Genomic DNA, 26,936 nt, shown 5'->3' on the forward strand with positions numbered 1-26,936 from the left:
TTGCGCTGAGCGGGTTTTCTCCCCTCACCCGAACCCTCTCCCCACGGGGGAGAGGGGACCGATCGAGCCGCTAGCACGGTCGGTTTTCTCCCTCGCCATGCGGGCAGAAGGCCCGGCCGGTTTTCTCCCTCGCCCGTTTGGGGAGAGGGCCGGAGTGAGGGGGCTCGCTCGATCCAGCCCTTTCCCCGGAATCCCCAAAAATGCTAACCGCTCAAAAAATTACCTCAACCGACTCCGTTTTCTTCCCCCCACTGGACACCCTATACACCCACGCCTTTCCCTGGCACGAACAGCGCGAACTCCCCGCCAAACAGCGCGCCCTCAACTCGCCGCACTACGCACTGGAAGCGTGGTTCGACGGTGAGCAGTTTATTGGCATGAGCGGATGCTGGACGTTTGACGGCTACGTCTACATTGAACATCTGGCGGTTGACAGCAGCCTACGCTCTCAGGGCTACGGCAAACGTCTGCTAGGGCAGATCCTCGAACGTGCGCCGAAAACGATTCTGGAAATTGACCCGTTGACCACCGACATTGCCCACAAGCGCCTGCGTTTTTATGAGGGCATGGGGTTCTTCGCTAACCCGTGGCCGCATACGCATCCGACCTATCACGCCGGTATCGCCGATCACGAATTAATTGTGCTGAGCTACCCGCAGCCGATTGATGAGGTGCAGTACCAGCGCTTCAACAGCGATTTACGTGATGTCGTCATGGGCCGGTAGGCCTGATAAGCGAAGCGCCATCAGGCGATGCAAGCGCAGATTGCCGGATGGCGGCGTAAACGCCTTATCCGGCCTACAGTCTGCGCCAACGTTAGCGAATGGCAAAAAAATACCCTCACGAAGAGGGCATTTTACGGAAGCTTAATCCTGGTGTTCCGATAGCTCGCGCAGATACTGGAAAATCTGGCGGGAAGATTTCGGCGGCTTGTTGCCAGCCTTTTCTTTCCTGGCGTTGCGTACCAGCGAACGCAGCTGCTGACGGTCGGCGTCAGGCCACAGGTTCATGACTTCTTCGATGGCTTCATCGCTGCCATCAACCATACGGTCACGCAGTTGCTCCAGCTTATGGAAAACAACAACCTGCTGGTTGTGGCGGTTTTTCAGCTTATCCAGCGCCTGGCGGAACGGCTCAACGTCGCGCTGGCGCAACATTTTACCAATCAGCTGCAGCTGGCGGCGACGGCCTTCCATTTTAATACGCTGCGCCAGCTCAATGGCGGCGCGCAGGTCGGCGTCCAGTGGGATCTTGTCCAGGGCGTTCTTCCCGAGATCCACCAGTTCCGCACCAAGCTTCTTCAGCTCTTCGGCGTCACGTTTAATTTCACTCTTGCTGACCCAGATAATTTCATCATCTTCGTCCTCGATATCATCACCGGGGACTTCGTCGAGCCAGTCTTCGGGCTGCTTTGTCATTTCAGGCTCCTTAAAAAAGAGGCTAATACTAACAGCTTGAGCGCATACTGAGAAAGGGTTCTCTGTTAGACTTCATTTAACTTTACCTCAGATTATGGCTTAGACGATGAAAGTGATCACACAAGTTGCGGAACAACGTATTGCGCTGGAAAAAGCAGTCTCCACGGCATTAGAGCTGGCGGCAGGTCAATCGGACGGCGCAGAAGTCGCGGTCAGCAAGACCACCGGTATCAGCGTCAGCACGCGCTACGGTGAAGTCGAAAACGTCGAATTCAACAGCGACGGCGCGCTGGGGATCACCGTTTATCACCAGAATCGTAAAGGCAGCGCGTCCTCTACCGACCTGAGCCCGGACGCCATTGCCCGTACCGTGCAGGCGGCGCTGGATATTGCGCGCTACACGTCGCCGGACCCGTGTGCGGGCGTGGCAGATAAAGAGCTGCTGGCCTTTGATGCGCCGGATCTCGACCTGTTCCACCCGGCGGAAGTCACCCCGGATGAGGCTATCGAACTGGCCGCGCGCGCCGAGCAGGCTTCGCTAAAAGCGGACAAACGCATTACGAATACCGAGGGCGGCAGCTTCAACAGCCACTACGGCATTAAGGTGTTCGGCAACAGCCACGGCATGCTGCAAAGCTACAGCTCCACCCGCCACTCGCTGTCGAGCTGCGTGATTGCCGAAGCCAACGGCGACATGGAACGCGACTACGCCTACACCATCGGCCGTGCGCTGGGCGACCTGCAAACGCCGGAGTGGGTAGGGGAAGAGTGCGCGCGCCGCACCCTGTCTCGCCTGGAACCACGTAAACTTTCCACCATGCAGGCGCCGGTTATCTTCGCTAATGAAGTCGCGACCGGGCTGTTTGGTCACCTGGTGGGCGCCATCGCCGGCGGCTCGGTGTACCGCAAATCCACCTTCCTGCTCGATTCCCTCGGCAAGCAAATTCTGCCGGAGTGGCTGACTATTGAAGAGCACCCGCATCTGCTGAAAGGGCTGGCCTCCACGCCGTTCGACAGCGAAGGCGTGCGCACCGAGCGTCGCGATATTATTAAAGACGGCATCCTCACCCAGTGGCTGCTGACCAACTACTCCGCGCGTAAGCTGGGCCTGAAGAGCACCGGCCACGCGGGCGGCATCCACAACTGGCGTATCAAGGGGCGCGGCCTGAGTTTTGAAAAGTTGCTTAAAGAGATGGGCACGGGTCTTGTCGTCACAGAACTGATGGGGCAGGGTGTTAGCGGCATCACCGGCGACTATTCACGCGGTGCATCCGGCTTCTGGGTTGAAAACGGCGAGATTCAGTATCCGGTGAGTGAAATCACCATCGCTGGCAACCTGAAAGACATGTGGCGCAATATGGTCACCATCGCCGACGATATTGAGACACGCAGTAATATTCAATGTGGTTCCGTACTGTTACCGGAGATGAAAATCGCCGGGCAGTAATCACGTGCCGGGCGCATCCTGCAGCGCCCGCTTACTTAAATAATAAAAAGGAAGTGAGCAATGCGTAAAAAACTGGTAGCGATGCTGGCGGTCTCCGCGCTGGCGCTGGGTTCGGCGTCGGCGTTTGCCGATCTGGGCGAAGATATGGACACCCTGGCGGAAAATCTGCAGATCGTGCAGAAGTCCACCGACGCCGGTGAGCTGAAAGCGGCGCTGACCAAGATGCGCACCGCAGCAGAAGATGCCAAAAAAGAGACCCCGCCGAAGCTGGAAGGCAAAGCGGCTGACAGCGCTGAAATGAAAGACTATCGCCACGGTCTGGATACCCTGATTGGTCAGATTGACGGGGCTCTGAAGCTGGCGAACGAGGGCAAAGTGAAAGAAGCTCAGGCCGCCGCGGAAGATTTCAAAACCACCCGCAACGAGAACCACAAGAAGTTCCGCTAATCCTTTCTCCGGAAGGTATCGCCCGATACCTTCCGTCTTTCTCTGCCGCAAAACTTCACCGATATCACACTTTTCACCTTCGTTTTACCATGCACTTTTCCAATGACCTTGTCCCACAGACGTGACATTCATCACGCGAATATATCGAAATCGTTATTTTCGTGGTGAATGTGTGAATCCGATCACTCAAGCCGTCTACCTTTCCACTTCGAAGTGGAAAACAACTCGCTACAAACTCCCACCCCCCGGCGTTAGGTTTATCCCCAGAGACATTAGCGGGGTAACACGAGTGAATAACGGAGCGGTAATACACGACGCAGGGGAGCAGGCGCTACAGACCGAACGGCTGGCCGACAAAATGTTGCAGCAGGTGTTCGCACTGTTACGCCGCCGCGACATCACCCCTAACGACGTGCAGGAGCAAATGCTGACCTCCCACGTGCGGGCCATGGCCCACCGGTCCATCAGCGGCGAGCCGCTGCCGGAAGTGGATGCCAGCCTGTTTGAAGAGATTTCTGACGATTCAATGATGCTTGCCCGTGAAGTGGTCGCGGAGTTCGGCAACCTGCCTGATGAAGAGGCGTGGCTGCTTTCCGTTCACTTCGAAGTAGCAAAAGACAACCTGTAAGGAGCAATAAATGGAACAGATCACCGTAGTCATTGGCGACCGCCTGGGTAAAGGACAAAAAGTGGCAGCTGGCGCGGAAAAAGCCGGTGCTCGTGCAGTTGTAGTACCGGGCGTAGCCGCCGACATGAAGCTGGGCGACATGATGAAGGCCGAGAACGCCACTTTCGGCATCTCCTTCTGCGGCAGCGGCGGCGCGGGCGCTATTACCGCACAGACTAAGTACGGCTACAAAGCAAAATACGGCATGCGTTCGGTGGAAGAAGGCGTGACGGCCATCAACGAAGGCTGCAACGTGCTGGGCTTCGGCTTTATGGACAAAGAAGAGCTGGGCGAACGCCTGGTAGAGGCCTGGAAGAAGAAGTACGGCGCTTGATATGAAAGAGCAATTCACCACCACGGTGAGGGTCACGGGCAAAGGCGAGAGCAAAACACGGGCGTTCGCCGATGCCCTGAACCACGTGCAGGCAGCGGTGATGAAAACATCATCGCGCATCCTACTGCGTATTGAGCCACAGGATGTGGCGGTTGTTCATGCGCGCGAAGCGGTACGAAAAGAGGCATTTTTATTCTTCTTTTTACGCCGTGAACGACGAGCGTACAGCGTGGAGCTGGACGTTACCGTCAACGTGACCGCCATCGACATCGATAAAGTGGATTTCGTCACGCAAACCTGATTTTTACCAAAGGGTCAGACTATGTTCCTGATAATTTTAATAAAATCGCTCATTATCGGCGGCCTGGTTGGCGTCGGCGTGGGCGCCGGAGCGGCACGCATGTTTCATGCGCCCACCACGCAGGGGATGGGGGCGTTTCGTACGTTGGGCGAGCTGAACTCCTGTGAAGGCGATCCGGCTTCCCACTTCTCCTTTGGCCTCGGTTTCTTCTTTAACGCCTGGGCTTCTTCCGTTGCAGCAGGTTCTTTCACCCAGGACGTTGACCACCGCATTATCCCGAACTGGGGTGCGGCGGCGCTGATGATTAAGAATCGCAACGTCGGCGAGACGCTGCATGATCCGCGAAAAATGGCGATTGCCTGCGGCATCATCGGCATGATTGTGGTGGCCTTCCTCAACCTGACCGCCTCTTCCGTACCGCAGGCGCTGCAGGTGACGGCAGTTAAAGTACTGGTTCCGGCAGCCAACCTGCTGGTGAACACCGTGATGCCGGTTATTTTCTGGCTGGCGGCGATCGATGCGGGCAAAAAATCCGGCTTCTGGGCCACCATCTTCGGCGGCGCGGCGCAGCTGATTATGGGCAACGCCGTACCGGGCCTGGTGCTGGGTATTCTGATTGGTAAAGGCGTTGAAGAGAGCGGCTGGCACCGCGTGACCAAAGTGATGATGGGCGCCATCGTTGCGCTGTTCGTCCTGAGCGCCTTCTTCCGCGGTTTCGACATGAAGATGATTGAATCCTTCCACCTGACCGTACCGAACTGGCTGGATCTGATCCACAGCTCAATCAGCGGTAAATAACAGGAGCCTGATATGGAACAGAATAAAGGTTTTTGGTATGCCGACTGGTCGTTCCCGATCTTCGTTGGCCTGCTCTCTTCCGGCGTGTTTGCCGGGACGCACATGTACTACCTCTACGGCATTGGCGCCTTCAACGAAGTGGCCTTCGTGGCGATGCTGAAGGCCGGGATTGATACCGGGGCTTACGGCGCGGTGGCGGCGTTCGGCGCGAGCTTCCTGTTCGCCCGTATCATCGAAGGTTCGCTGGTGGGGATCCTTGATATCGGCGGCGCGATTCAAACGGGTGTCGGCCTTGGCGTCCCGGCGCTGCTGCTGGGCGCGGGCATCATGTTCCCGGTGACCAACTTTATCGCCTCCCTGATTACCGGGCTGGTGATTGGTCTGGCGATTGGCTACATCATCATCCTGGCGCGTAAGTTCACCATTAACCAGAGCGACTCCACCTACGGGGCCGACGTGATGATGGGCGCGGGTAACGCCTCCGGCCGCTTCCTTGGCCCGTTGATTATCCTCAGCGCCATGACCGCTTCGATTCCTATCGGTATCGGTTCGCTGGTGGGCGCACTGCTGTTCTACATCTGGCAGAAGCCGATCACCGGCGGTGCGATCCTCGGGGCGATGATCCTCGGCTCCATCTTCCCGGTAGCGATTAGCTAAGTTTTGCGGTAGGCCGGATAAGGCGTAGCCGCCATCCGGCAACGCTGCCTGATGGCGCTGCGCTTATCAGGCCTACACGCCCCCATTCCAACAGGAGAGAGATATGTTTGATTTACTCCTGCGCCGTGCGCGCCTCGTCGACGATACCCTGACTGATATCGCCATTCTGGACGGGAAAATCGCGGCGCTGGGCGAGATTAGCGCGCCTGCCCGTAAAACCGTGGTGCTGGACGGCAAATATTACGTCAGCGCCGGCTGGATTGACTCCCACGTCCACTGTTATCCGAATTCCCCGATTTATCACGACGAGCCGGACAGCGTGGGTATCGCCACCGGGGTCACCACGGTGATCGATGCGGGCAGCACCGGCGCCGACGACGTTGATGACTTTTATCAGCTGACCCGCAAAGCGGCGACCGATGTTTATGCGCTGCTCAATATTTCCCGCGTCGGGCTGATTGCCCAGAACGAACTGGCCAATATGGCCAATATCGATGCCGAAGCGGTGAAGCAAGCGGTAGCGCGCCACCCGGACTTTATCGTGGGTTTGAAAGCGCGCATGAGCAGCAGCGTGGTCGGCGAAAACGGTATTACGCCGCTGGAGCGGGGTAAAGCGATTCAGAAAGAAAACGGCGACCTGCCGCTGATGGTGCATATTGGCAACAATCCGCCAAACCTCGACGAGATTGCCGAACTGCTGAGTTCGGGCGACATCATTACCCACTGCTACAACGGCAAACCTAACCGCATTCTGACGCCGGAAGGTGAACTGCGCAGTTCTATCGTTCGGGCGCTGAAGCGCGGCGTGCGTCTGGACGTCGGTCACGGCACCGCCAGCTTCAGCTTTGAAGTGGCCCGCCGGGCGATTGCGATGGGTATTTTGCCGCACACCATCAGCTCTGATATCTACTGCCGTAACCGCATCGACGGCCCGGTGCGCTCGCTGGCGCTGGTGATGTCAAAATTCCTCGCTATCGGTATGTCGCTACCGCAGGTGATTGACTGTGTGACCACTCACGCCGCCGACGGCCTTCGCCTGACGCACAAAGGGCGGTTGGTGGTTGGCTATGATGCGGACCTCACGCTGTTTACCCTCGCGCAGACGCCCACGGTGCTGCTGGATGCCGAAAAAGAGAGCCTACAGGCTGACAAGATTCTGCTGCCGCTTGCCGCGATTCGCGCGGGCAAGGGCTATTTGACCGAACAAGGGAGCGCGGAAAATGCCTTCGATTTTTGAGAAATACGATTTAAAACAAGTGATTAATACTTCAGGCCGCATGACGGCGCTCGGGGTGTCTACCCCGCGCCCGGAAGTGGTTGAAGCGGCGATGGCCGGGATGAACCAGTACTTTGAGATGAAAGATCTGGTCAATAAAACCGGTGCTTATATCGCGAAGCTGCTGGGTGTAGAAGGGGCGACGGTGGTGTCTTGTGCGTCCGCCGGTATCGCACAATCCGTGGCGGCGGTGCTGGTAAAAGACAGCGATTGGCTGCTGGAAAATTTGCACGTGACGCCGATTGAGAACAACGAAATTGTGCTGCCGAAGGGGCATAACGTGAACTTCGGCGCGCCGGTGGGAACGATGGTGGCGCTGGGCGGCGGCAAGCTGGTCGAAGCGGGCTATGCCAATGAGTGTTCTGCCGACCAACTGGCGGCAGCCATCACCCCGCGTACCGCGGCTATTCTGTACATCAAATCTCACCACTGCGTGCAGAAAAGTATGCTTAACGTCGCGCAGGCCGCGGCGGTCGCGCGCAGCCATAATGTGCCGCTGATTGTGGATGCGGCGGCGGAAGAGGATCTGCACGCCTACTACCAGGCGGGCGCTGACCTGGTTATCTACAGCGGTGCGAAGGCGATTGAAGGGCCGACCAGCGGGCTGGTGATTGGCAAAACCCAGTACGTCGAGTGGGTAAAACGTCAGTCGATGGGCATCGGCCGCGCCATGAAGGTGGGCAAAGAGGGCATTCTGGGCCTGACCTGCGCCATTGAACATTACCTGACGGCGACCAAAGAGAGCGGTGCTGAAATGGTGGCGAAGATGACGCCGTTTATCGCGCAGCTCAACACGCTTAACGGCGTGACCGCGCGCGTCGTCTGGGACAGCGCCGGGCGAGATATCGCGCGCGCAGAAATTAAATTTGATGAGGCGACGACCGGCGTGAATACCGGCGCGTTGGTCAACGCGCTGAAGCAGGGTGAATACGCTATCTATTTCCGCGGCTACAAGGCGAATGAAGGCATTATTGAAGCCGATGTTCGCAGCGTGGATGCCCAGCAGCTGGAGATTGTGGCTCGCCGTATTGCCGAAGTGTTGAACAAGGAGAATAACGCATGAAACTGACCCCAAACTTTTACCGTGACCGCGTCTGCCTGAACGTTCTGGCGGGCAGCAAACAGAACGCTAGCGAGATTTATGAAGCGGCGGAAGGTCATGTGCTGGTGGGCGTGCTCTCCAAAAACTATCCGGATATCGCCAGCGCGGTGGCCGATATGCGTGAATACGCAAAACGGATTGATAACGCACTGTCTGTAGGTCTGGGCGCAGGCGACCCGAACCAGTCGGCGATGGTCAGCGAAATTTCCCGTCAGGTGCAGCCGCAGCACGTTAACCAGGTCTTCACCGGCGTGGCAACCAGTCGCGCGCTGCTGGGACAGAGCGAGACCGTGGTCAACGGCCTGGTGTCGCCAACCGGTACTGTCGGCATGGTTAAAATCTCCACCGGCCCGCTCTCCAGCAACGCGCCGGACGGCATTGTGCCGCTGGAAACCGCCATTGCCCTGCTGAAGGATATGGGCGGCAGCTCAATCAAATACTTCCCGATGGGCGGCCTGAAACACCGCGACGAATTTATTGCCGTGGCCGAAGCCTGCGCGCGGCATGACTTCTGGCTGGAACCTACCGGCGGGATCGATCTGGAAAACTACGGTGAAATCCTGAAAATTGCGCTGGATGCTGGGGTAAGCAAAATTATCCCCCATATCTATAGTTCGATTATTGATAAGGCGAGCGGCAATACCCGCCCGGCGGATGTGCGTCAGCTGCTGGATATGACGAAACAGCTTGTTAAGTAGTGCGATTAACCCCCCACCCCGGCCCTCTCCCCATAGGGAAGAGGGTTAGGGTGAGGGGGAAAACCCCCACCGAACCATCAAGGAGTCACCATGCCAACCGCTCGTCACCTGCTTGTTGCTTCACTCTCTCTGCTTGCCGCCAGCGCCGCCGCGCAGACCCAGTACGCTTGGGTGGGCACCTACAACCCTAACGGCGAAGGTCTGTATCGTTTTACCGTCGATGGAAAAACCGGCGAGCTGCGCGATAAAGCGCTCGTTAGTTCGCTACCGAACGTTGCGCAGCTGACCGTCAGCCAGGATGGCAAAACGCTTTACGCCGCCAGCGAGGTGGAAAAAGGCGTGGTGCAGGCGTGGCGCATTGCCGCGAACGGCGAGCTAAGCAGCCTGAATCAGGTGGCTTCCGGCGGCGCGGGCCCGGTTTATCTTTCGCTTACGCCAAATGGCCGTCATCTTCTGGTGGCAAACTATGTCAGCGGCTCGATTGCCGTCCTGCCGGTGAAAGAGGACGGTAGCCTTGGCGAGGCGGTGGATGTGCATCAGGATCAAGGTCCTGCGGGGGCTGCGCGCCCGGCGGCGGCCGTCGAAGGTAGCTTTGCTATCAGCGATCATAACGGCCCGCATGCGCATATGGTGGCCGCCGATCCGAGCGGGCAGTTTGTTTACTCCACCGATCTGGGGTTGGATCGTCTCTACCAATACCGCATGGACAGCGCCAGCGGCAAGCTCACGCCGAACGATCCGCCGTTTATCGCCGCCTCTTCCGCCGGGGCCGGTCCGCGGCACTTCGTCTTTACGCCTGCGGGTGATGGACTCTGGTTGATTAACGAAGAGGCTTCCACGCTGACTTTCTATCACCTTGATAAACAAAGCGGGGTGCTGCGTGAAGGTAAAACGATCTCGGCATTGCCGAAAGCGTACAAAGGCACCAGCTTTGCTGCGGGCCTGGTGCTGAGCCCGGACGGTAAGCAGCTCTACGTGGCTAACCGTCTGCATAACAGCATCGCTCACTTTAGCGTGATGGCCGATGGCAGCCTGACGCATCAAGAGGATATCTGGACGCGCGGGGACTATCCGCGAACGCTAACGCTTGATAAACAAGGACATTGGCTATACGTCATGAATCAGCGTAGTGATAATATTACCCGTTTTAGCGTCGCGCCGAAGGACGGCCGGCTGACGTTTTTACCGGACTATACCCCGGTAGGCAGCCCATCGCAGATGGTGATTTCTGCTCAACCTTAAGCCATAACATCAAGGAACCGACATGCGATTTCCCAATCAACGTTTAGCGCAACTCTTCACTCTGCTGCAAAACGAAACGCTGCCCCAGGACGAACTGGCGCAGCGGCTGTCGGTTTCAACCCGCACCGTGCGCGCCGATATTACGGCGCTCAACGCGCTTTTGCATCAGTACGGCGCACAGTTCGTTCTCGCGCGCGGCAGCGGTTATCAGCTGAAAATTGACGACCCTTCGCGCTATCAGGCGCTGGAAGCATCGGCGCCTAAGCCGCAGCTGCATATACCCCGCACCGTCCAGGATCGCGTGCATTTTCTGCTGGTACGCTTTTTGACCTCAGCGTTCTCCATTAAGCTGGAAGACCTGGCCGATGAGTGGTTCGTCAGCCGGGCAACGCTACAAAATGACATGGTCGACGTTCGTGAGCGCCTCGCGCGTTATCAGCTTACGCTGGAGACGCGCCCGCGCCATGGGATGAAGCTGTTCGGTAGCGAAGTGTCGATTCGTGCCTGCCTGACCGATTTACTGTGGGAGCTGAGCCAGCAAGGGGCGTTAAACCCGGTGGTTCACGAAGGCGTATTTGATGCGAGCGTTCCCACGCTGCTGGAAGGCGTGCTGCAGGAGGTATTACCTCGCCATCATGTTCGCGTAACCGATGAAGGCGAGCGCTTTATCTGTCTGTACGGCGCCGTGGCGGTACGTCGGGTAAGTGAAGGTTTTCCGTTGGCGGATTTCAGCGCGGAAGAGGTCGCGCAGAACGTGCGCGATGCTGCCCATGAGGTTGCCCTCGCCCTGCAGCAGCTGGCGGGAAAGCCCTTTTCGTCGGCGGAAGAAGCCTGGCTCTGCGTGCATCTTGCCGCTCGCCAGGTGCAGGACGTCGACCCGGAAACCATCAGCGCGGACGACGACGAAGCGCTGGTGAATTACATCCTGCGCTACATTAACCAGCAGTATAACTACAACCTGCTGGACGATGCCCAACTGCACGCTGACCTGCTCACCCATATCAAGACGATGATCACCCGCGTGCGCTATCAGATAATGATCCCCAATCCGCTGCTCGATAATATTAAGCAGCACTACCCGATGGCGTGGGATATGACGCTGGCGGCGGTATCGAGCTGGGGAAAATATACGCCGTATACCATCAGCGAAAACGAAATCGGTTTTCTGGTGCTGCACATCGGCGTAGGGCTTGAGCGCCATTACAACATTGGCTATCAGCGCCAGCCAAAGGTGCTGCTGGTTTGTGATGCGGGTAATGCGATGGCGCGTATGATCGAGGCTATTTTGCAGCGCAAATACCCGCAGGTGGAAATTGCTGCCACGCTCTCCCAGCGCGATTACGAACAGCGGGAGACCATCGCCGAAGACTTTGTCATCTCGACGGTGCGTATCAGTGAAAAAGACAAACCGATTGTGACGATTGCCCCGTTCCCAACCGACTATCAGCTGGAACAAATTGGCAAGCTGGTGCTGGTGGATCGGACGCGTCCGTTTATGCTGAATAAGTACTTTGACGCCGCGCATTTCCGGGTCATCGACGGGCCGCTTGACCAGCAAAGCCTGTTTGCCGAGCTGTGTCAGCAGCTGCAGCAGGAAGGATTTGTCGATGCGGAGTTTTATGACTCGGTGGTGGAGCGTGAAGCGATAGTCAGCACGATGCTTGGCGACGGCATTGCGTTACCGCACGCGCTGGGTCTGCTCGCGAAAAAGACCGTGGTCTACACCGTCATTGCGCCTGACGGTATTGCCTGGGGCGATGAAACCGCCCACATCATTTTCCTGCTGGCGATCAGTAAAAGCGAGTATGAAGAGGCGATGGCGATTTACGATATTTTCGTCACCTTCCTGCGCGAGCGCGCCATGGCCCGGCTGTCGGCCACCCGCAGTTTTGATGAGTTTAAAACGGTGGCGATGGAGTGCGTCAGCCGGTTTTAAACGGCTGACGAAAGCGATTAGCGCAGGTGGTGCACCACCTGATTACTGCTGCCGCGCCAGATCAGCGACGGGTCTTTTAAATCCTGCACAAACTTACCGTCAACCAGCACGTTGATAAGGTTGACGACCTCCCTCTGTGCGGCATCGAGTTCGTCAATCTTATAGCCGGTCCAGACCCAGATATCTTTGCCGGGGCATTCGGCGCGGATGCGCTGAACCAGCTGGAGAATTTCCGGCACGTTCTGCGGATGCAGCGGGTCGCCGCCGGAGAGCGAAATCCCCTGACGCTTGACGCGGGTGTCGTTGAGGTCGGCGATAATGCGGTCGGCCATTTCGGCGGTAAACGGCTGGCCGGAGTTCACCCGCCAGGTGCTCTTGTTGTAGCAGCCGGGGCATTCGTGCACGCAGCCGGAAACAAACAGCGTGCAGCGCGTGCCGGGGCCGTTGACGATATCAACCGGGTAATATTGATGGAAGTTCATTTTCGCGTTCCAGATTTTCGGCCAGCATACGGCCGTACAGCGAGCGGTAAAACGGTCCCCTCTCCCCTGTGGGGAGAGGGTTAGGGTGAGGGGATAACCGCTCGGCCTTAACCGAGCTGCCCGTTACCCAGGTGCTTAACGCGGCGCTTAACTTCTTCCTGCTTACCGGCGTTGAACGGACGCGCGTCCGGGCTGCCGAGGTAACCGCACACGCGGCGGGTAACGGAGACGCGGGCGGCGTCGTGGTTACCGCATTTCGGGCAGGTGAAGCCTTTGCTGGTGCACTCGAACTCACCGGTAAAGCCGCACTCGTAGCATTCGTCGATCGGCGTGTTGGTGCCGTAGTACGGCACGTGCTGATAGCTGTAATCCCACACGTCTTCCAGCGCCTTCAGGTTGTGTTGGATGTTCGGGTACTCGCCGTAGCAAATGAAGCCGCCGTTGGCCAGCGGTGGGTACGGTGCTTCGAAGTCGATCTTGTCGTACGGGTTAACCTTTTTCTCCACGTCGAGGTGGAAGCTGTTGGTGTAGTAGCCTTTATCCGTCACGCCTTCCACCACGCCAAATTCTGCGGTGTCGAGACGGCAGAAGCGGTCGCAGAGGTTTTCGCTCGGCGTGCTGTACAGGCTGAAGCCGTAGCCGGTTTCGTCTTTCCACTGGTCAACTGCATCGCGCAGACGCTGAACAATCGCCACGCCTTTCTCACGCAGCATTTCGCTGTCGTACATATGCTGATTGCCGAACAGCGCGTTGATGGTTTCGTGGATGCCGATATAACCCAGCGAAATAGATGCGCGGCCGTTTTTGAAGATTTCGGATACGTCGTCGTCGGCTTTCAGGCGCACGCCGCACGCCCCTTCCATGTACAGGATTGGCGCCACGCGGGCTTTCACCCCTTCCAGACGCGCAATGCGGGTCATCAGCGCTTTACGCGCCAGCACCAGGCGCTCGTCCAGCAGCGCCCAGAATGCCGCTTCGTCACCTTTGGCTTCCAGCGCGATGCGCGGTAGGTTCAGGCTGATCACGCCCAGGTTGTTACGCCCGTCGTGTACCTGTTCGCCGTTCTCGTTTTCCCACACGCCGAGGAAGCTGCGGCAGCCCATCGGGGTTTTAAACGAACCGGTGACTTTAACCACCTGATCGTAGTTGAGAATATCCGGGTACATGCGCTTGCTTGCGCACTCCAGCGCCAGCTGTTTAATGTCGTAGTTGGCATCGCCAGGCTTGTGGTTCAGGCCGTCGCGGATCGCGAAGACCAGCTTCGGGAACACCGCAGTTTTGCGATTTTTGCCGAGGCCCGCGATGCGGTTACGCAGAATGGACTGCTGAATCAGGCGCGATTCCCAACTGGTGCCGAGGCCGAAACCGAAAGTCACGAACGGCGTCTGGCCGTTGGCGGTATGCAGCGTGTTAACTTCATACTCCAGTGACTGGAAGGCGTCGTAGCACTCTTTCTCGGTGCGGGTACGCGCATACTCTTCGGCGTTTGGAATCTGCCATTCGTCGGCAATTTTGCGGTGTTTGTTGAAGCTTTCGGTCACGAACGGCGCCAGCACTTCATCAATACGGTTAATGGTGGTACCGCCGTAAATGTGGCTGGCAACCTGCGCGATGATTTGTGCGGTAACCGCCGTAGCGGTCGAGATGGATTTCGGCGGCTCGATTTCCGCGTTACCCATTTTGAAGCCCAGCGTCAGCATGCCTTTCAGATCGATCAACATGCAGTTGAACATCGGGAAGAACGGCGAGTAGTCGAGGTCGTGATAGTGAATCACGCCGCGCTCGTGCGCCATCACCACGTCATGCGGCAGCAGGTGCTGGCGGGCGTAGTGCTTGGCGACGATACCGGCCAGCAGATCGCGCTGGGTCGGGATGACTTTACTGTCTTTGTTGGCGTTTTCGTTGAGCAGCGCCGAGTTGGTCTGCTCGACCAGACCACGAATTTCCTGGTTCAGGCGGCCGCGCTTCTCGCGCTGGCTATCGCGGTCGTGGCGGTATTCGATATAGGAACGAGCCAGCTGTTTGTACGGCCCGGACATCAGCTGGTTCTCAACGGCGGTCTGGATTTCGTTGATATCAACCTGCGCCTGGCCCTGCATTTGTTGGCTTACGATTGCTGCGACGGTGGCGCAATAATCTGCGTCATCGACTCCCGCTGCTTTAGCTGCACGCAGAATTGCTTCTTTGATGCGCTCTGATTTGAACGGCACTTTACAGCCATCTCGTTTCATCACATGCGGTGTCATGATCACTCCATTATTTATAAGAACAGGTTATCCACAGAAGTGGGAAAACGGTGAATGGCGTAATGGTGCTATTAACCAATACTTTCCCCCACTCGCGGCCCAGGTTATCCACATACCGGCTATTTTTTGGTAATTCTCATTGTGGCAATAATAGTCGATAAACACCATATGTTGGGCCGGGGTGCATTTTAAGTTCTATATGTAGTGATTTGCATCAAACTTGTTTGCGCTTTTATTGATTCAGGACAAAGTAAAAATGCGAGAGTACATATGGCAGGCGTTATGGATTATGTAAATTTTATTGCGCAATAAATGTCCAGAAAAGGGCGTGGAAACAGCGAGATGCAGGCAGGCCCGGCAGCACAGCGCTACCGGGCAGGATGCTTAGCCCTGAAGCCACCAGATAGCTTCAAACGGACGCAGGGTGATGGCGGTAGGGGAGGCTGCGGCATCGTCGTAGTTGCTCATCAGCACGCGCGCATCGGCAAGGTCTTCCGTTGGCTGCCACGTCTGGTGCTCACCGCTGAGGTTGGCAAGCACCAGCAGCGTTTGCCCTTGCCACTGACGGCGGTAGCACCACAGAGAAGGATGTTCTGGCAGCAGATCCTGATAGTCACCCCAGGTCAGCACCGGCTGCGACTTGCGCAGCGCAATCAGCTGCTGGTAGGCATAGAACACCGAATGCGGATCGGCCAGCGCGCGCTCAACGTTGATGTCGGCGTAATTATCGCAGACGCCAATCCACGGTTCGCCGCGGGTAAAGCCGGCGTTGGTGCTGGCATCCCACTGCATCGGCGTGCGGCTGTTGTCGCGTGATTTGCTGGCCAGGATCGCCAGCAGCTCATCGGCGCGTTGCCCCTCTGCCAGCCGCTCGGCGTACATATTGTGGCTTTCTACGTCGCGATACTGCTCAATCGTAGCGAAATGCGGGTTGGTCATGCCAATCTCTTCGCCCTGATAGATATACGGCGTGCCCTGCATGCCGTGTAGCACCATCGCGAGCATTTTGGCGGCGGTGACGCGGTGCTCGCCTTCATCGCCAAAGCGCGAGACGATGCGCGGCTGGTCGTGGTTACACCAGAACAGCGCGTTCCACGCCAGGTTGTGCATTCCCTGCTGCCAGTGGCTGAACAGGGTTTTCAGCGCGACGTAGTCCGGGCGCGCCAGCGTCCACTTCTCGCCGCCCGGGTAGTCGACCTTGAGGTGGTGGAAATTGAACGTCATCGACAGCTCTTTACCGTCGAGCGAGGCGTACTGCTGACAATTTTCCAGAGAGGTTGAGGACATCTCGCCGACGGTCATCAGCTGGCGCGGGGTAAAGACGTCGCGGCTGAACTCCTGGAGGAATTCATGGGCGCGTGGGCCATCGGTATAGAAGCGGCGGCCGTCACCCTGATGGTCGTCCGGGAAGGATTGATCCTTGGAGATCAGGTTGACGACGTCGAGACGCAGGCCGTCGACGCCGCGATCGGCCCAGAACTCGCAGACCTTTTTCAGCTCGGCGCGCACCGCGTCGTTTTCCCAGTTGAGGTCCGCCTGCTCGGTGGCGAACAGGTGCAGATAGTACTGGCCGCTCTCGGCGTCCCACTGCCAGGCGTTACCGCCAAACTTGGAACGCCAGTTGTTCGGCGGCGTGTCCGGCGTACCGTCGCGCCAGATGTAAAACGAGCGGTAAGGGCTCTCTTTTTTACGCGATTCTTTGAACCATGCGTGATGCGTTGAGGTGTGATTCAACACCATGTCGAGCACGATGCGGATACCGCGCTGGTGCGCCTCGGCAACCAGTTGATCGAAGTCGTCGAGCGTACCGTAAGACGGATCGATCGCCGTATAGTTGGCGACGTCATAACCGTTGTCGACCTGCGGTGAGACGTAGAACGGGGTCAGCCAGATGGCGTCGATGCCGAGTTTTTGCAGGTAGTCGAGACGAGACGTCACACCGCGCAGATCTCCCGTGCCGCGGCCGGTGGTGTCCTGAAAGCTCTTCGGGTAAATCTGGTAGATAACGCCGTTTTGCCACCAGTGGGGAAGTGTATTCATGGGATTGTCCTTTAAGAAGGCGAAGGGGCGCAATTGCGCCCCGAACAGAGTTGAGATTTACGCGACCGGCAGCGTGCCCTGACGCAGCTTGCGTTTGTACACCGCCATGGTCAGAAGGATGGGCACCACGACGGCGATAATCATCGCAAGGCTGTAGATGCCCCAGAAGGCCGGTTTAATGGACAGAATGCCCGGCAGGCCGCCGACGCCGATACCGTTCGCCATCACGCCATACAGGCCGCACAGCAGGCCGGCGATGCCGGAGCCAATCATGGCGCAGAGCATCGGGAAGCGATACTTCAGGTTGATCCCGTACATCGCCGGTTCGGTGACGCCAAGGTAGGCGGAAATGGCCGCCGGGACGGAGATCTCACGTTCATTCGCCTTACGGCTGCAAATGATGATGCCGACAACCGCAGAAGCCTGTGCGATGTTAGACAGGGCAATCATCGGCCATACCGGGGTGCCGCCCATGCTCTGGATCATCTGCATATCAATCGCCAGCGTAGTCTGGTGCACGCCGGTAATCACCAGCGGCGCATACAGGAAGCCAAACAGCGCGGCGCCAATTGGCGCGAAGCTGCCGGTCATCAGGTGACGAACGGCAAAGGCCACGCCGTCGCCAATCCAGCGGCCGAACGGGCCGATGATGGCGTGAGCAAGGAATACGGCGAGAATGATGGAACACACCGGCACGATCACCAGGTACAGGTAGTCAGGCACGATGCGTTTCAGGCGCGTCTCAATAAAGCCGAGCGTCAGGCCTGCCAGCAGCGCCGGGATGACCTGAGCCTGGTAGCCGACTTTGGCAATGGTAAACAGGCCGAAGTTCCACACTTCCGGTACCTGCTGCCCCAGCATGTAGGCGTTCATCAGCTGCGGTGACACCAGGGTGACGCCCAGCACGATGCCGAGAATCGGCGTACCGCCCATTTTCTTCACCGCCGACCAGCAGATGCCTACCGGCAGGTAGAAGAAGATGGCTTCGCCAATCAGCCATAAGAAGTCATAAATGGTTTGCAGCGACGGATGCATCTGCGCCAGCGTCTGGCCGTTGCTCATCGGCAGGTCGCCGATGACGTTGCGGAAGCCTAAGATCAGACCCCCGCTGATCAGCGCCGGCAGCAGCGGGAAGAAGATTTCCGCAAAGTGGGAAATTAACTGCTCGTGCCATTTCATATTCTGGCGTGCTGCCAGCTTGGCCTGTTCTTTATCCGCCTCTTTTTGCCCGGTGGTCGCCAGTAAAGCTTGATAGTAGTCGCCTACTTCGGTGCCGATAACGACCTGGAACTGCCCTGCGTTGGTAAAGCAGCCCTTCACCATCGGCAATTCTTCAATGGCTTTCGGGGAGGCTTTGGCCGGATCGTTCAGCACAAAGCGCAGGCGCGTGATGCAGTGGCTGACGGTCGCGATATTGTCGCGTCCGCCGACCAGTTCGATAAGTTTATCGATGTTCTTTTGGTCTATTTTTTTGCTCATGATAGGGCCTTCAAACAGAGATAAGATCTCCCCGATAGCCGTCAATGCAGACTGCCGTTACGCTGGCGATCGGACGGGCTCAGGATATGAATCGTGAGTAATACGCTGAATATAAGCGTAGCGGGTTTATCGTTTATGGAGAATGGGAACGTTCCCGAAACGTTGCAACGATCACACTAAAGCTGACATTACGCTTAGGCGAGAACGGCGGGGATCACTATCTGTTTCGGCTCGCTGCGCCCGCCGATCAGGGTAACCAGCTGCTCTGCGGCGCGGCGTCCAGCCTCGGCGTAGCCGGGATCGACGGTAATAATTTCCGGGTGCAGGAACTTGGTGAGCGGAGTATTACCAACGCTCGCCAGCTGCACGCTATTGATGCGCTGCTCTTGCAGGTACTTGCTGGCGCCCAGAGCCAGCGTATCGGTAGCGCAAATGAGTGCGGTGGTCTCTGGGGTGAGTACCTGGCGGGCGAAGTCGTAGCCCTGTTTCATCGCCAGGCCGGGCAGCGCGGCGACCGGTGTCAGCTGATGACGCTGGCAGAAGTCCTGATAGGCATCGTAACGGCGCTGGCCAGTGGTGACGTCGCTGGTCGGCACGCCGAGGAAGCTGATATGACGATGCCCCTGTTTATACAGTCGCTGCATCAACTGCGTGATGGCACCGTTATCGTCATAGCAGACGGAAGAGAAGCCGCTGGCGTCGCGGGCAATGAGTACCAGAGAGGGCTGCCAGTTGGCCAGCGTCTCTTCATTGACGCCGGTAAAACCAAACAGAATGACGCCGTCGATATTGCGGCGCTTCAGCATCGCCAGATGCTCCGCCACTTTCTCTGGCGAGAACTGGCTTTCCATCATGATCGGGTCGTAGCCCTGCTCGTAGAATGCGGGCAGCATGGTTTGCACCGCCAGATTTTCAGAGAGCGAATCCAGACGCGTAACGATGATGGCGACCACTTTATCGCTTTGCCCGCGCATGGCGCGCGCGGAGCGGGAAGGGGAGAAACCGTGTTGCATCATTACCGCTTCAACGCGCTCGCGGGTGCGTTCGCTGACGCCGCTTTCGTTGTTCAGCACGCGGGACACGGTTGATTTGCCAACACCACTCAGGCGAGCGATATCTTTGATAGTCAGCCGATCTTGCATAGCGTTGCCCCGCGTGAATATTTTTACCGTCAGACCGGATGGTTGACGTGTTGTTGAATGACTTGCCGTTATTATATCGCTCAAATAGTCACAAAACTTATGATTTTCTGCGTATAATTCGCGGCGTTTTATTTCATCAACCTTACCGGAGGCTTTATGGATCCCGATCCCACACCTCTCTCGTGCTGGAGAGTAACCTACCGGTAAGTCAGTATTGCGCTGCCTTGCCGATGACGTGAGGCAGTGACATTCCACAATCGTGTCCCTGCAATAAAAATTGAGTGCCTGTGCGGTACAGATTGACTGTACCCGTGGGTCTGACTGCGTCTGCCAGCGGTAGTCGCAGGGGGATTTTGTATGCTGAAAAATTTAACCCGGCAGCTGTTTGCACAGCTTGGCCGCCATTTGCCGCGCCGTTTAGTCCAGCGCGATCCGATGCCCACTCAGCAAAGCGTCGCCAATACGCCGATTCCACCGTCGCTTAGCGAGCACTGCCTGAAAATGGCTCAGCTCAGCGAGCGCGAGCTGTGGCAGGCGTTTCATAGTCATCCGGAAGGGCTGAATGCCGCCGAAGTTGAGCAGGCGCGCGCTGCCCATGGTGAAAACCAGCTGCCGGCACAGCAGCCGCAGCCGTGGTGGGTGCATCTGTGGCTGTGCTATCGCAACCCGTTCAACATCCTGCTGACCGTACTGGCCGCCGTTTCCTATGCGACTGAAGATCTGTTTGCTGCTGGCGTGATTGTGCTGATGGTGGGCATTTCCACGCTGCTCAATTTCGTTCAGGAAGCGCGCTCAACCAAAGCCGCCGATACCCTGAAAGCGATGGTCAGCAACACCGCGACGGTACTGCGCGTTATCAATGAAAAGGGCGAGAGTAGCTGGGTTGAACTGCCCATCGACCAGCTGGTGCCGGGCGACATCATTAAGCTGGCGGCTGGCGATATGATCCCCGCCGATCTGCGTGTGATTCAGGCGCGCGATCTGTTCGTCGCGCAGGCTTCGCTAACCGGTGAATCGCTGCCGGTAGAGAAGGTGGCGCGTACCCGAGAGCCGCAGCAAACTAACCCGCTGGAATGCGACACCCTGTGCTTTATGGGCACTAACGTGGTGAGCGGCACCGCGCAGGCGATGGTGATTGCCACCGGGGCCAACACCTGGTTTGGGCAACTGGCCGGTCGCGTGAGCGAGCAGGAGAGCGAGCCGAACGCCTTCCAGAAGGGCATCAGCCGCGTCAGTATGCTGCTGATCCGCTTTATGCTGGTGATGGCGCCAATTGTGTTGGTGATCAACGGTTATACCAAAGGCGACTGGTGGGAAGCGGCGCTGTTTGCCCTTTCCGTCGCCGTTGGCCTGACGCCGGAAATGCTGCCGATGATCGTCACCTCGACGCTGGCGCGCGGCGCGGTGAAGCTGTCGAAACAGAAAGTGATCGTCAAGCACCTCGACGCCATTCAGAACTTTGGCGCAATGGATATTCTGTGCACCGATAAAACCGGTACGCTGACTCAGGACAAAATCGTGCTGGAGAACCACACCGATATCTCCGGCAAGGTGAGCGAACGTGTGCTGCAAACGGCGTGGCTCAACAGCCACTATCAGACCGGGCTGAAAAACCTGCTGGATACCGCGGTGCTGGAAGGGGTCGATGAAGTGGCGGCCCGCGAGCTGTCTACCGCCTGGCAGAAAGTGGATGAGATCCCGTTTGATTTCGAACGCCGCCGCATGTCGGTGGTGGTGAGTGAAAAGCCGGACGTACATAAGCTGATTTGCAAAGGGGCGCTGCAGGAGATCCTGAACGTCTGTACTCAGGTGTATCACAACGGCGAAATTGTGCCGCTGGATGAGACCATGCTACGCCGCATCAAACGCGTGACCGATACCCTGAACCGTCAGGGGCTGCGCGTGGTCGCGGTGGCGAGCAAATATCTCCCGGCTCGCGAAGGCGACTATCAGCGCATTGATGAATCGGATCTGATCCTCGAGGGCTACATCGCGTTCCTCGATCCGCCGAAAGAGACCACCGCACCGGCGCTCAAGGCGCTCAAGGCCAGCGGCATCACCGTGAAAATTCTCACCGGTGACAGCGAACTGGTGGCGGCGAAAGTGTGCCACGAAGTGGGGCTGGATGCGGGTGATGTGATTGTCGGTAGCGAGATTGAACACCTGAGCGATGACGAGCTCGCGAAGCTTGCCCAGCGCACCACGCTGTTTGCTCGCCTGACCCCGATGCATAAAGAGCGCATTGTCACCCTGCTGAAACGCGAAGGGCACGTGGTGGGCTTTATGGGCGATGGCATCAACGATGCGCCTGCGCTGCGCGCGGCGGATATTGGTATTTCCGTGGACGGCGCGGTGGACATCGCCCGTGAAGCGGCCGATATCATCCTGCTGGAAAAGAGCCTGATGGTGCTGGAAGAGGGCGTGATCGAAGGCCGTCGTACCTTCTCGAATATGCTCAAGTACATCAAGATGACCGCCAGCTCTAACTTCGGTAACGTCTTCAGCGTGCTGGTGGCCAGCGCCTTCCTGCCGTTCCTGCCGATGCTGCCGTTACACTTACTGATTCAGAACCTGCTGTACGATATATCCCAGGTGGCGCTGCCGTTTGATAACGTGGATGACGAACAGATTCGTAAACCCCAGCGCTGGAATCCGGCGGATCTCGGCCGCTTTATGGTGTTCTTCGGGCCGATCAGCTCCATCTTTGACATTCTGACCTTCTGTTTGATGTGGTGGGTGTTTAAGGCCAATACCCCGGAAATGCAGACGCTGTTCCAGTCCGGTTGGTTTATCGAAGGGCTGCTGTCGCAGACGCTGATTGTGCACATGATTCGTACCCGCCGCATTCCGTTCGTACAGAGCCGCGCCGCGTGGCCGCTGTTTGCGATGACGCTGCTGGTGATGGCCGTGGGCATCGCGCTGCCGTTCTCGCCGCTGGCAGGCTATCTGCAATTAGAAGCATTACCGCTGAGCTACTTCCCGTGGCTGGTGGCGATTCTGGTGGGCTACATGACCTTCACGCAGATGGTGAAAGGGTTCTTCACCCGCCGCTACGGCTGGCAGTAACCTCGATTGTAGGCCTGATAAGCGAAGCGCCATCAGGCAGAATGGCGCAGGTTGCCGGATGGCGGCTTCGCCTTATCCGGCCTACAGGGGGCTTGTTGAAAATACCGTACCAAACAAAAAAGGCAGCCATCGGCTGCCTTTTCTTTATGCTGCATTGAAATTAGCGACGAACGGCAATCGCTTCGATTTCAATCTTCACGTCTTTCGGCAGACGCGCCACTTCGACGCAAGAACGTGCCGGGAAGGTGGCGTTGTGCTCGGTGAAGAACGCTTCGTAGGTGGCGTTAACGGTCGCGAAATCGTTGAGATCTTTTACGAATACGGTGGTTTTCACAATGTCGCCTACTTTCAGGCCTGCGGCTTCAACGATAGCTTTCACGTTATCCAGCGACTGACGTGCCTGTGCGGACACGTCTTCCGGCACGCTACCGGTTTTTGGGTCAACCGGGATCTGACCGGAAGTGATGATCATGCTGCCCAGGTCAACGCCCTGAACGTAAGGGCCGATAGCGGCTGGTGCATTTTCCGTCGCAATAGTTTTGCTCATGATATCTCCAGATGAACTGCAGTAATTAGGTCGTAGCCATTATAGGGACGCGTAAAACCAATACCAACCGCAATTAGTTGGCCAGCACCACATAATGAGAAAACTCTTTTTCGCAGTATTTGCATTTGAGTGCAACGTCATCGGCACGTTTTTTCACTGCAAAACTGGATGAAACCGGTTCGGCATGGCTGATGCAGTTGCTGTTCGGGCATACCAGCACGCTATCAATACGCGCCGGCAGGCTAGGACGTGATTTGCCGACCACTTCATAGTTGTCGATGCGGTTAACGGTCGCCTGCGGCGCGTACAGCGACAGCTGGTTCACCTGCTCGTCGGTCAGGAAGGTATTTTCGATTTTGATCAGGTCTTTACGGCCCATTTCGCCGGACGGCAGGTTCAGGCCGATGGTGATGCGCTGGTAGGTTTCGGTCAGTTTGAACAGCGTCAGCAGCTTAAAGCCGACCTGCGCCGGGATATGGTCGATTACGGTGCCACGTTTGATGGCTTCTACCTGCAATTTATTGTCGTGTGTCATCGTCATTTCCCCTTATAGAGCCAGTTCGCTATTCAGTACCAGTGCCAGTAACGCCTGGCGGGCGAAGATGCCGTTGCCGGCCTGCTGGAAGTACCAGGCGTGCGGCGTTTTATCGACATCCGTGGTGATTTCATCAATGCGCGGTAGCGGGTGCAGCACCTTCATGTTGTCGCGCGCACCGGTCAGGTCGGCGGCGCGCAGCACGAACTGCGCTTTCACGTTGGCGTACTCCGACGGATCGAGGCGCTCTTTCTGTACGCGGGTCATGTAGAGAATGTCCACTTCAGCCATCACTTCCTCAATCGCGCTGTGCAGGCTCCAGGCGATGCCTTTCTCGTCGAGCATATCGAGGATGTACTGCGGCATGGCCAGCGCATCCGGGGCAATGAAGTAGAAACGGTTGCCGTTAAATTTCGCCAGCGCCTGGGTGAGTGAGTGCACGGTGCGGCCGTACTTCAGGTCACCGACCATTGCGATGTTGAGGTTCTCAAGACGGCCCTGGGTTTCCTGAATGGTAAACAGATCCAGCAGCGTCTGGGTCGGGTGTTGGTTCGCGCCATCGCCAGCGTTGAGCACCGGAACACCGCCGGAAAACTCGGTTGCCAGACGTGCTGCGCCTTCCTGAGGGTGGCGCATGACGATGGCATCAACATAGGTGCTGATCACCGAAATGGTGTCGGCCAGCGTTTCGCCCTTTTTGCCGAGTGAGGTATTGGCGCTGTCGGAGAAGCCGACCACGCTGGCGCCCAGGCGGTGCATTGAGGTTTCGAAGGAGAGACGGGTACGCGTCGAGGCTTCGAAGAAGCAGCTGGCGATAACCTTATGCTTGAGTAACTCCGGCTGTGGGTTCGCTTTCAGTTTAGCGGCGGTCGCCAAAACCAGTTCAAGGTCTTCGCGGCTGAGATCGTTTATGGAAATGATGTGTTTTTGATACAGCGGATTAGCCATGGTTATCTCCTGACGACGGCGCAAAAAAAAAGCCCCTTAAATAAGGGGCTTTACGAATACGGATGCAACGGAAAGGAAAAACGGCAGGCCAGCGTCTGTTTTCAGACGCGGTAAGACGCGATGTCGTACACACTGAACCATAATTCCTCCCGGCAAAACGGGTCGCATTATACGCAGCTTTAGTAGGCGATCAAGCGGTGAATTCACACTTTAATCAACGAAAACGATTCTCATACCTTAAATATGCTGAAAATGTGCATATTGATTCATATTTCGACGGGGGGCAAAGTGTGCGCTAAACCGGCAGGATGGTAATAACAGGATAAAAAGTGCTGGTATGGTATCGCAAATTTACGTATAACAACTGAAAATTGAAACATTGTTTTATTTGCGGAGTGAACGATGATTATTGGCAATATCCATAATGTGCAGCCCTGGCTGCCGGAAGAACTGCGTCAGGCAATTGCCCACATTAAGGCGAACGTCACCGCTGAAACCCCGGAAGGGAAATACGATATCGACGGCAGCCGCCTGTTCTATATGGTGTCTGAAAACATGACCGAGCCGTTTGCCGACCGCCGTGCAGAGTACCACGCCCGTTACCTGGATATTCAGGTCGTACTGAGCGGCCAGGAAGGCATGGCGTTCAGCACCCAGCCTGCGGGTAAACCGGATACCGACTGGTTAGCGGACAAAGACATTGCGTTCCTGCCGGAAGGCGTGCAGGAAAAAATGGTGGTCATGAGCGAAGGTGATTTCGTGGTGTTTTACCCGGGAGAAGTGCACAAACCGCTGTGTGCCGTGGGCGCGCCGGCGAAGGTGCGTAAGCTGGTGGTGAAACTGCTGGTGGCGTGAAGATAAGTCGGCCTGATAAGCGTAGCGCCATCAGGCACGATGCGGTGGTCAAGCCGGATGGCGACGTTCCGCCTTATCCGGCCTACCACCCGCAGAGAATGCCGACGCCGGGAAAACCCGGCGTCCTGTGGCTGCTGTTACTTGCTCAGCGTCGCGACCATCACCGCTTTAATGGTGTGCATCCGGTTTTCCGCCTGGTCAAACACGATGCTCGCCGGCGATTCAAAGACCTCGTCGGTCACTTCCATGCCGCCGTGCATGCCGTACTCCGCCGCCATTTTTTTGCCAAGCGTCGTCTGGTCGTCATGGAACGCAGGCAGGCAGTGCAGGAATTTCACCTGCGGGTTACCGGTCAATTTCATCATCGCGCTGTTGACCTGATAGCCGCGCAGCAGGGCGATACGCTCTGCCCATTTCTCTTTGGCTTCCCCCATCGATACCCACACATCGGTATAGATAAAGTCAGCGCCTTTCACGCCTGCGGCAATATCTTCCGTCAGCGTGACGTTGCCGCCGTTTTTCTGCGCCAGCGCTTTGCATTCGGCGACCAGGCTCTCTTCCGGCCAGCAGGCCTGCGGCGCAACAAGACGCAAATCCAGGCCGGTCAGCGCCGCCGCTTCGAGCATCGAGTTACCCATGTTATTGCGCGCGTCGCCTGCATAAACCAGCGTCATTTCATTGAACGCTTTGCCCGGCAAATGTTCCTGCATGGTCAGCAGGTCCGCCAGCAGTTGGGTCGGGTGAAACTCATCGGTCAGGCCGTTCCATACCGGTACGCCGGAGTACTCTGCCAGCGTTTCGACAATCTCCTGGCCGTAACCGCGGTATTGAATACCGTCATACATGCGGCCCAGCACGCGGGCGGTGTCTTTAATGGATTCTTTGTGGCCAATCTGGCTGCCGCTGGAGCCGAGGTAGGTAGCGCGGGCGCCCTGATCGTAAGCGGCAACTTCGAAAGAGCATCGTGTACGGGTTGAGTCTTTTTCGAAGATGAGCGCGATGTTTTTACCGGTCAGGTTCGGCGACTCCGTGCCGCTTTTTTTATCCGCTTTGAGTTTTGCCGCGAGCTGCAGCAGGGTGGTGATTTCTGCAGGGGTAAAATCGAGTAATTTTAAGAAGTTCTTTTTATACAGAGTAGACATCATTCCCTCACCTGGCTTAAGCCACTTATTGAATTAAAATTCACTTTATATGTATGAATATTCATTTGCAACCCCCATGACAAATCTTTCTCGGAAAGGTGGAGGCAACGGCAACGGTATGTGACAATAAG

The 26,936-nt window shown here is 57.1% G+C and carries 28 protein-coding genes; 16 read left to right on the forward strand and 12 right to left on the reverse strand.

Translation table 11 applies throughout. The features are described 5' to 3' along the window. Window positions 1–200 precede the first annotated feature (200 nt). Window positions 201–725 carry a GNAT family N-acetyltransferase gene (locus tag V6942_RS19305; RefSeq protein WP_182929576.1) on the forward strand — a complete coding sequence of 175 codons (525 nt, stop codon included), beginning with the start codon at window positions 201–203 and terminating at the stop codon, window positions 723–725. A 141-nt stretch (window positions 726–866) separates the two neighbouring features. On the opposite strand, the gene yjgA is transcribed toward V6942_RS19305, so the two are convergent. Further along, the gene (gene yjgA / locus V6942_RS19310; RefSeq protein ID WP_182929575.1) at window positions 867–1,418 is read right to left on the reverse strand and encodes a ribosome biogenesis factor YjgA; all 552 of its coding nucleotides are present in this window, start codon (window positions 1,416–1,418) and stop codon (window positions 867–869) included. A gap of 106 nt (window positions 1,419–1,524) precedes the next feature. On the opposite strand from yjgA, the gene pmbA reads away from it, so the two are divergent. The 12 genes from pmbA (at window position 1,525) to V6942_RS19370 (ending at window position 12,323) form a co-directional block, all read left to right on the forward strand. Beyond that, window positions 1,525–2,865 carry a metalloprotease PmbA gene (pmbA, locus tag V6942_RS19315; protein ID WP_182929574.1) on the forward strand — a complete coding sequence of 447 codons (1,341 nt, stop codon included), beginning with the start codon at window positions 1,525–1,527 and terminating at the stop codon, window positions 2,863–2,865. Window positions 2,866–2,925: 60 nt separating this feature from the next. Then, window positions 2,926–3,312, forward strand: a complete 387-nt coding sequence (gene cybC, locus V6942_RS19320; RefSeq protein ID WP_106927565.1) for a cytochrome b562 — start codon at window positions 2,926–2,928, stop codon at window positions 3,310–3,312. Window positions 3,313–3,601: 289 nt separating this feature from the next. Then, window positions 3,602–3,940: a glycine dehydrogenase gene (locus V6942_RS19325; protein ID WP_182929573.1), complete on the forward strand. Its 339-nt coding sequence runs from the start codon at window positions 3,602–3,604 to the stop codon at window positions 3,938–3,940. 10 nt (window positions 3,941–3,950) lie between these two features. Continuing rightward, window positions 3,951–4,313: an SFCGS family glycine-rich protein gene (locus tag V6942_RS19330; protein ID WP_004206501.1), complete on the forward strand. Its 363-nt coding sequence runs from the start codon at window positions 3,951–3,953 to the stop codon at window positions 4,311–4,313. A gap of 1 nt (window position 4,314) precedes the next feature. Continuing rightward, complete coding sequence (locus V6942_RS19335; RefSeq protein ID WP_106927568.1) at window positions 4,315–4,614, forward strand: DUF4312 family protein; 300 nt, start codon at window positions 4,315–4,317, stop codon at window positions 4,612–4,614. Between the two features lie 21 nt (window positions 4,615–4,635). Further along, window positions 4,636–5,412, forward strand: a complete 777-nt coding sequence (locus V6942_RS19340; protein WP_065358445.1) for a DUF4311 domain-containing protein — start codon at window positions 4,636–4,638, stop codon at window positions 5,410–5,412. A 12-nt stretch (window positions 5,413–5,424) separates the two neighbouring features. Beyond that, window positions 5,425–6,069: a DUF4310 family protein gene (locus tag V6942_RS19345; RefSeq protein ID WP_065358444.1), complete on the forward strand. Its 645-nt coding sequence runs from the start codon at window positions 5,425–5,427 to the stop codon at window positions 6,067–6,069. A 103-nt stretch (window positions 6,070–6,172) separates the two neighbouring features. Next, window positions 6,173–7,306 carry an amidohydrolase/deacetylase family metallohydrolase gene (locus tag V6942_RS19350; protein ID WP_333501680.1) on the forward strand — a complete coding sequence of 378 codons (1,134 nt, stop codon included), beginning with the start codon at window positions 6,173–6,175 and terminating at the stop codon, window positions 7,304–7,306. Then, window positions 7,290–8,408 (forward strand): DgaE family pyridoxal phosphate-dependent ammonia lyase, encoded by a 1,119-nt coding sequence (locus tag V6942_RS19355; protein WP_182929570.1) that lies wholly within the window; start codon window positions 7,290–7,292, stop codon window positions 8,406–8,408. Before V6942_RS19350 ends, V6942_RS19355 begins: the two co-directional genes overlap by 17 nt. After that, on the forward strand, window positions 8,405–9,145 hold the full coding sequence (gene dagF / locus V6942_RS19360; protein ID WP_106927574.1) for a 2-dehydro-3-deoxy-phosphogluconate aldolase: 741 nt from the start codon (window positions 8,405–8,407) through the stop codon (window positions 9,143–9,145). The genes V6942_RS19355 and dagF overlap by 4 nt, the downstream gene beginning before the upstream one ends. A gap of 90 nt (window positions 9,146–9,235) precedes the next feature. Beyond that, window positions 9,236–10,387: a lactonase family protein gene (locus tag V6942_RS19365; protein WP_333501681.1), complete on the forward strand. Its 1,152-nt coding sequence runs from the start codon at window positions 9,236–9,238 to the stop codon at window positions 10,385–10,387. A gap of 22 nt (window positions 10,388–10,409) precedes the next feature. Next, window positions 10,410–12,323: a BglG family transcription antiterminator gene (locus tag V6942_RS19370; RefSeq protein WP_106927578.1), complete on the forward strand. Its 1,914-nt coding sequence runs from the start codon at window positions 10,410–10,412 to the stop codon at window positions 12,321–12,323. Between the two features lie 17 nt (window positions 12,324–12,340). On the opposite strand, the gene nrdG is transcribed toward V6942_RS19370, so the two are convergent. From nrdG to treR, 5 genes are all read right to left on the reverse strand, one after another. Next, window positions 12,341–12,805: an anaerobic ribonucleoside-triphosphate reductase-activating protein gene (gene nrdG, locus V6942_RS19375; RefSeq protein WP_333501682.1), complete on the reverse strand. Its 465-nt coding sequence runs from the start codon at window positions 12,803–12,805 to the stop codon at window positions 12,341–12,343. 107 nt (window positions 12,806–12,912) lie between these two features. Beyond that, the gene (gene nrdD / locus V6942_RS19380; protein WP_182928407.1) at window positions 12,913–15,051 is read right to left on the reverse strand and encodes an anaerobic ribonucleoside-triphosphate reductase; all 2,139 of its coding nucleotides are present in this window, start codon (window positions 15,049–15,051) and stop codon (window positions 12,913–12,915) included. Between the two features lie 384 nt (window positions 15,052–15,435). Beyond that, window positions 15,436–17,091, reverse strand: a complete 1,656-nt coding sequence (treC, locus tag V6942_RS19385; RefSeq protein WP_333501683.1) for an alpha,alpha-phosphotrehalase — start codon at window positions 17,089–17,091, stop codon at window positions 15,436–15,438. Window positions 17,092–17,148: 57 nt separating this feature from the next. Further along, window positions 17,149–18,570 (reverse strand): PTS trehalose transporter subunit IIBC, encoded by a 1,422-nt coding sequence (gene treB, locus V6942_RS19390; RefSeq protein WP_106927586.1) that lies wholly within the window; start codon window positions 18,568–18,570, stop codon window positions 17,149–17,151. Window positions 18,571–18,764: 194 nt separating this feature from the next. Beyond that, window positions 18,765–19,712, reverse strand: a complete 948-nt coding sequence (treR, locus tag V6942_RS19395) for a trehalose operon repressor TreR (RefSeq protein ID WP_106927588.1) — start codon at window positions 19,710–19,712, stop codon at window positions 18,765–18,767. 156 nt (window positions 19,713–19,868) lie between these two features. On the opposite strand from treR, the gene mgtL reads away from it, so the two are divergent. Both mgtL and mgtA read left to right on the forward strand, forming a co-directional pair. Then, window positions 19,869–19,919 carry a mgtA regulatory leader peptide MgtL gene (mgtL, locus tag V6942_RS23495; protein WP_219906270.1) on the forward strand — a complete coding sequence of 17 codons (51 nt, stop codon included), beginning with the start codon at window positions 19,869–19,871 and terminating at the stop codon, window positions 19,917–19,919. 150 nt (window positions 19,920–20,069) lie between these two features. After that, window positions 20,070–22,778, forward strand: a complete 2,709-nt coding sequence (mgtA, locus tag V6942_RS19400; RefSeq protein ID WP_333501684.1) for a magnesium-translocating P-type ATPase — start codon at window positions 20,070–20,072, stop codon at window positions 22,776–22,778. A 160-nt stretch (window positions 22,779–22,938) separates the two neighbouring features. Here mgtA and ridA read toward each other — a convergent pair whose 3' ends face one another. The 4 genes from ridA to V6942_RS19420 all read right to left on the reverse strand — a co-directional run bounded on the left by ridA (window position 22,939) and on the right by V6942_RS19420 (window position 24,949). Next, a complete protein-coding gene (gene ridA / locus V6942_RS19405) occupies window positions 22,939–23,325 on the reverse strand; it encodes a 2-iminobutanoate/2-iminopropanoate deaminase (protein ID WP_000047540.1) in 387 nt (128 codons plus the stop codon). Window positions 23,326–23,398: 73 nt separating this feature from the next. After that, the gene (gene pyrI, locus V6942_RS19410; RefSeq protein WP_333501685.1) at window positions 23,399–23,860 is read right to left on the reverse strand and encodes an aspartate carbamoyltransferase regulatory subunit; all 462 of its coding nucleotides are present in this window, start codon (window positions 23,858–23,860) and stop codon (window positions 23,399–23,401) included. Between the two features lie 12 nt (window positions 23,861–23,872). Then, the gene (pyrB, locus tag V6942_RS19415) at window positions 23,873–24,808 is read right to left on the reverse strand and encodes an aspartate carbamoyltransferase (protein ID WP_106927594.1); all 936 of its coding nucleotides are present in this window, start codon (window positions 24,806–24,808) and stop codon (window positions 23,873–23,875) included. 36 nt (window positions 24,809–24,844) lie between these two features. Then, complete coding sequence (locus tag V6942_RS19420; protein WP_072351778.1) at window positions 24,845–24,949, reverse strand: pyrBI operon leader peptide; 105 nt, start codon at window positions 24,947–24,949, stop codon at window positions 24,845–24,847. Window positions 24,950–25,210: 261 nt separating this feature from the next. On the opposite strand from V6942_RS19420, the gene V6942_RS19425 reads away from it, so the two are divergent. Next, complete coding sequence (locus tag V6942_RS19425) at window positions 25,211–25,663, forward strand: YhcH/YjgK/YiaL family protein (protein ID WP_106927596.1); 453 nt, start codon at window positions 25,211–25,213, stop codon at window positions 25,661–25,663. Window positions 25,664–25,800: 137 nt separating this feature from the next. Here the strand turns inward: V6942_RS19425 and argF are convergent, their stop codons facing one another. After that, window positions 25,801–26,805 carry an ornithine carbamoyltransferase gene (gene argF / locus V6942_RS19430; protein WP_106927626.1) on the reverse strand — a complete coding sequence of 335 codons (1,005 nt, stop codon included), beginning with the start codon at window positions 26,803–26,805 and terminating at the stop codon, window positions 25,801–25,803. After that, window positions 26,805–26,870: a putative translational regulatory protein ArgL gene (argL, locus tag V6942_RS23500; protein WP_374956744.1), complete on the reverse strand. Its 66-nt coding sequence runs from the start codon at window positions 26,868–26,870 to the stop codon at window positions 26,805–26,807. Before argL ends, argF begins: the two co-directional genes overlap by 1 nt. Between the last annotated feature and the right edge of the window lie 66 nt (window positions 26,871–26,936).

Source organism: Kluyvera genomosp. 2 (assembly GCF_036759865.1).
In the GTDB taxonomy this organism is placed as follows: Bacteria; Pseudomonadota; Gammaproteobacteria; order Enterobacterales; family Enterobacteriaceae; genus Kluyvera; species Kluyvera ascorbata_B.

What these genes read in the sequence shown, in the direction of transcription:
- V6942_RS19305 (WP_182929576.1), top strand. Translation starts at nt 201, where the DNA reads ATGCTAACCGCTCAAAAAATTACCTCAACCGACTCCGTTTTCTTCCCC.
- yjgA (WP_182929575.1), bottom strand. Translation starts at nt 1,418, where the DNA reads ATGACAAAGCAGCCCGAAGACTGGCTCGACGAAGTCCCCGGTGATGAT.
- pmbA (WP_182929574.1), top strand. Translation starts at nt 1,525, where the DNA reads ATGAAAGTGATCACACAAGTTGCGGAACAACGTATTGCGCTGGAAAAA.
- cybC (WP_106927565.1), top strand. Translation starts at nt 2,926, where the DNA reads ATGCGTAAAAAACTGGTAGCGATGCTGGCGGTCTCCGCGCTGGCGCTG.
- V6942_RS19330 (WP_004206501.1), top strand. Translation starts at nt 3,951, where the DNA reads ATGGAACAGATCACCGTAGTCATTGGCGACCGCCTGGGTAAAGGACAA.
- V6942_RS19335 (WP_106927568.1), top strand. Translation starts at nt 4,315, where the DNA reads ATGAAAGAGCAATTCACCACCACGGTGAGGGTCACGGGCAAAGGCGAG.
- V6942_RS19340 (WP_065358445.1), top strand. Translation starts at nt 4,636, where the DNA reads ATGTTCCTGATAATTTTAATAAAATCGCTCATTATCGGCGGCCTGGTT.
- V6942_RS19345 (WP_065358444.1), top strand. Translation starts at nt 5,425, where the DNA reads ATGGAACAGAATAAAGGTTTTTGGTATGCCGACTGGTCGTTCCCGATC.
- V6942_RS19350 (WP_333501680.1), top strand. Translation starts at nt 6,173, where the DNA reads ATGTTTGATTTACTCCTGCGCCGTGCGCGCCTCGTCGACGATACCCTG.
- V6942_RS19355 (WP_182929570.1), top strand. Translation starts at nt 7,290, where the DNA reads ATGCCTTCGATTTTTGAGAAATACGATTTAAAACAAGTGATTAATACT.
- dagF (WP_106927574.1), top strand. Translation starts at nt 8,405, where the DNA reads ATGAAACTGACCCCAAACTTTTACCGTGACCGCGTCTGCCTGAACGTT.
- V6942_RS19365 (WP_333501681.1), top strand. Translation starts at nt 9,236, where the DNA reads ATGCCAACCGCTCGTCACCTGCTTGTTGCTTCACTCTCTCTGCTTGCC.
- V6942_RS19370 (WP_106927578.1), top strand. Translation starts at nt 10,410, where the DNA reads ATGCGATTTCCCAATCAACGTTTAGCGCAACTCTTCACTCTGCTGCAA.
- nrdG (WP_333501682.1), bottom strand. Translation starts at nt 12,805, where the DNA reads ATGAACTTCCATCAATATTACCCGGTTGATATCGTCAACGGCCCCGGC.
- nrdD (WP_182928407.1), bottom strand. Translation starts at nt 15,051, where the DNA reads ATGACACCGCATGTGATGAAACGAGATGGCTGTAAAGTGCCGTTCAAA.
- treC (WP_333501683.1), bottom strand. Translation starts at nt 17,091, where the DNA reads ATGAATACACTTCCCCACTGGTGGCAAAACGGCGTTATCTACCAGATT.
- treB (WP_106927586.1), bottom strand. Translation starts at nt 18,570, where the DNA reads ATGAGCAAAAAAATAGACCAAAAGAACATCGATAAACTTATCGAACTG.
- treR (WP_106927588.1), bottom strand. Translation starts at nt 19,712, where the DNA reads ATGCAAGATCGGCTGACTATCAAAGATATCGCTCGCCTGAGTGGTGTT.
- mgtA (WP_333501684.1), top strand. Translation starts at nt 20,070, where the DNA reads ATGCTGAAAAATTTAACCCGGCAGCTGTTTGCACAGCTTGGCCGCCAT.
- ridA (WP_000047540.1), bottom strand. Translation starts at nt 23,325, where the DNA reads ATGAGCAAAACTATTGCGACGGAAAATGCACCAGCCGCTATCGGCCCT.
- pyrI (WP_333501685.1), bottom strand. Translation starts at nt 23,860, where the DNA reads ATGACACACGACAATAAATTGCAGGTAGAAGCCATCAAACGTGGCACC.
- pyrB (WP_106927594.1), bottom strand. Translation starts at nt 24,808, where the DNA reads ATGGCTAATCCGCTGTATCAAAAACACATCATTTCCATAAACGATCTC.
- V6942_RS19420 (WP_072351778.1), bottom strand. Translation starts at nt 24,949, where the DNA reads ATGGTTCAGTGTGTACGACATCGCGTCTTACCGCGTCTGAAAACAGAC.
- V6942_RS19425 (WP_106927596.1), top strand. Translation starts at nt 25,211, where the DNA reads ATGATTATTGGCAATATCCATAATGTGCAGCCCTGGCTGCCGGAAGAA.
- argF (WP_106927626.1), bottom strand. Translation starts at nt 26,805, where the DNA reads ATGTCTACTCTGTATAAAAAGAACTTCTTAAAATTACTCGATTTTACC.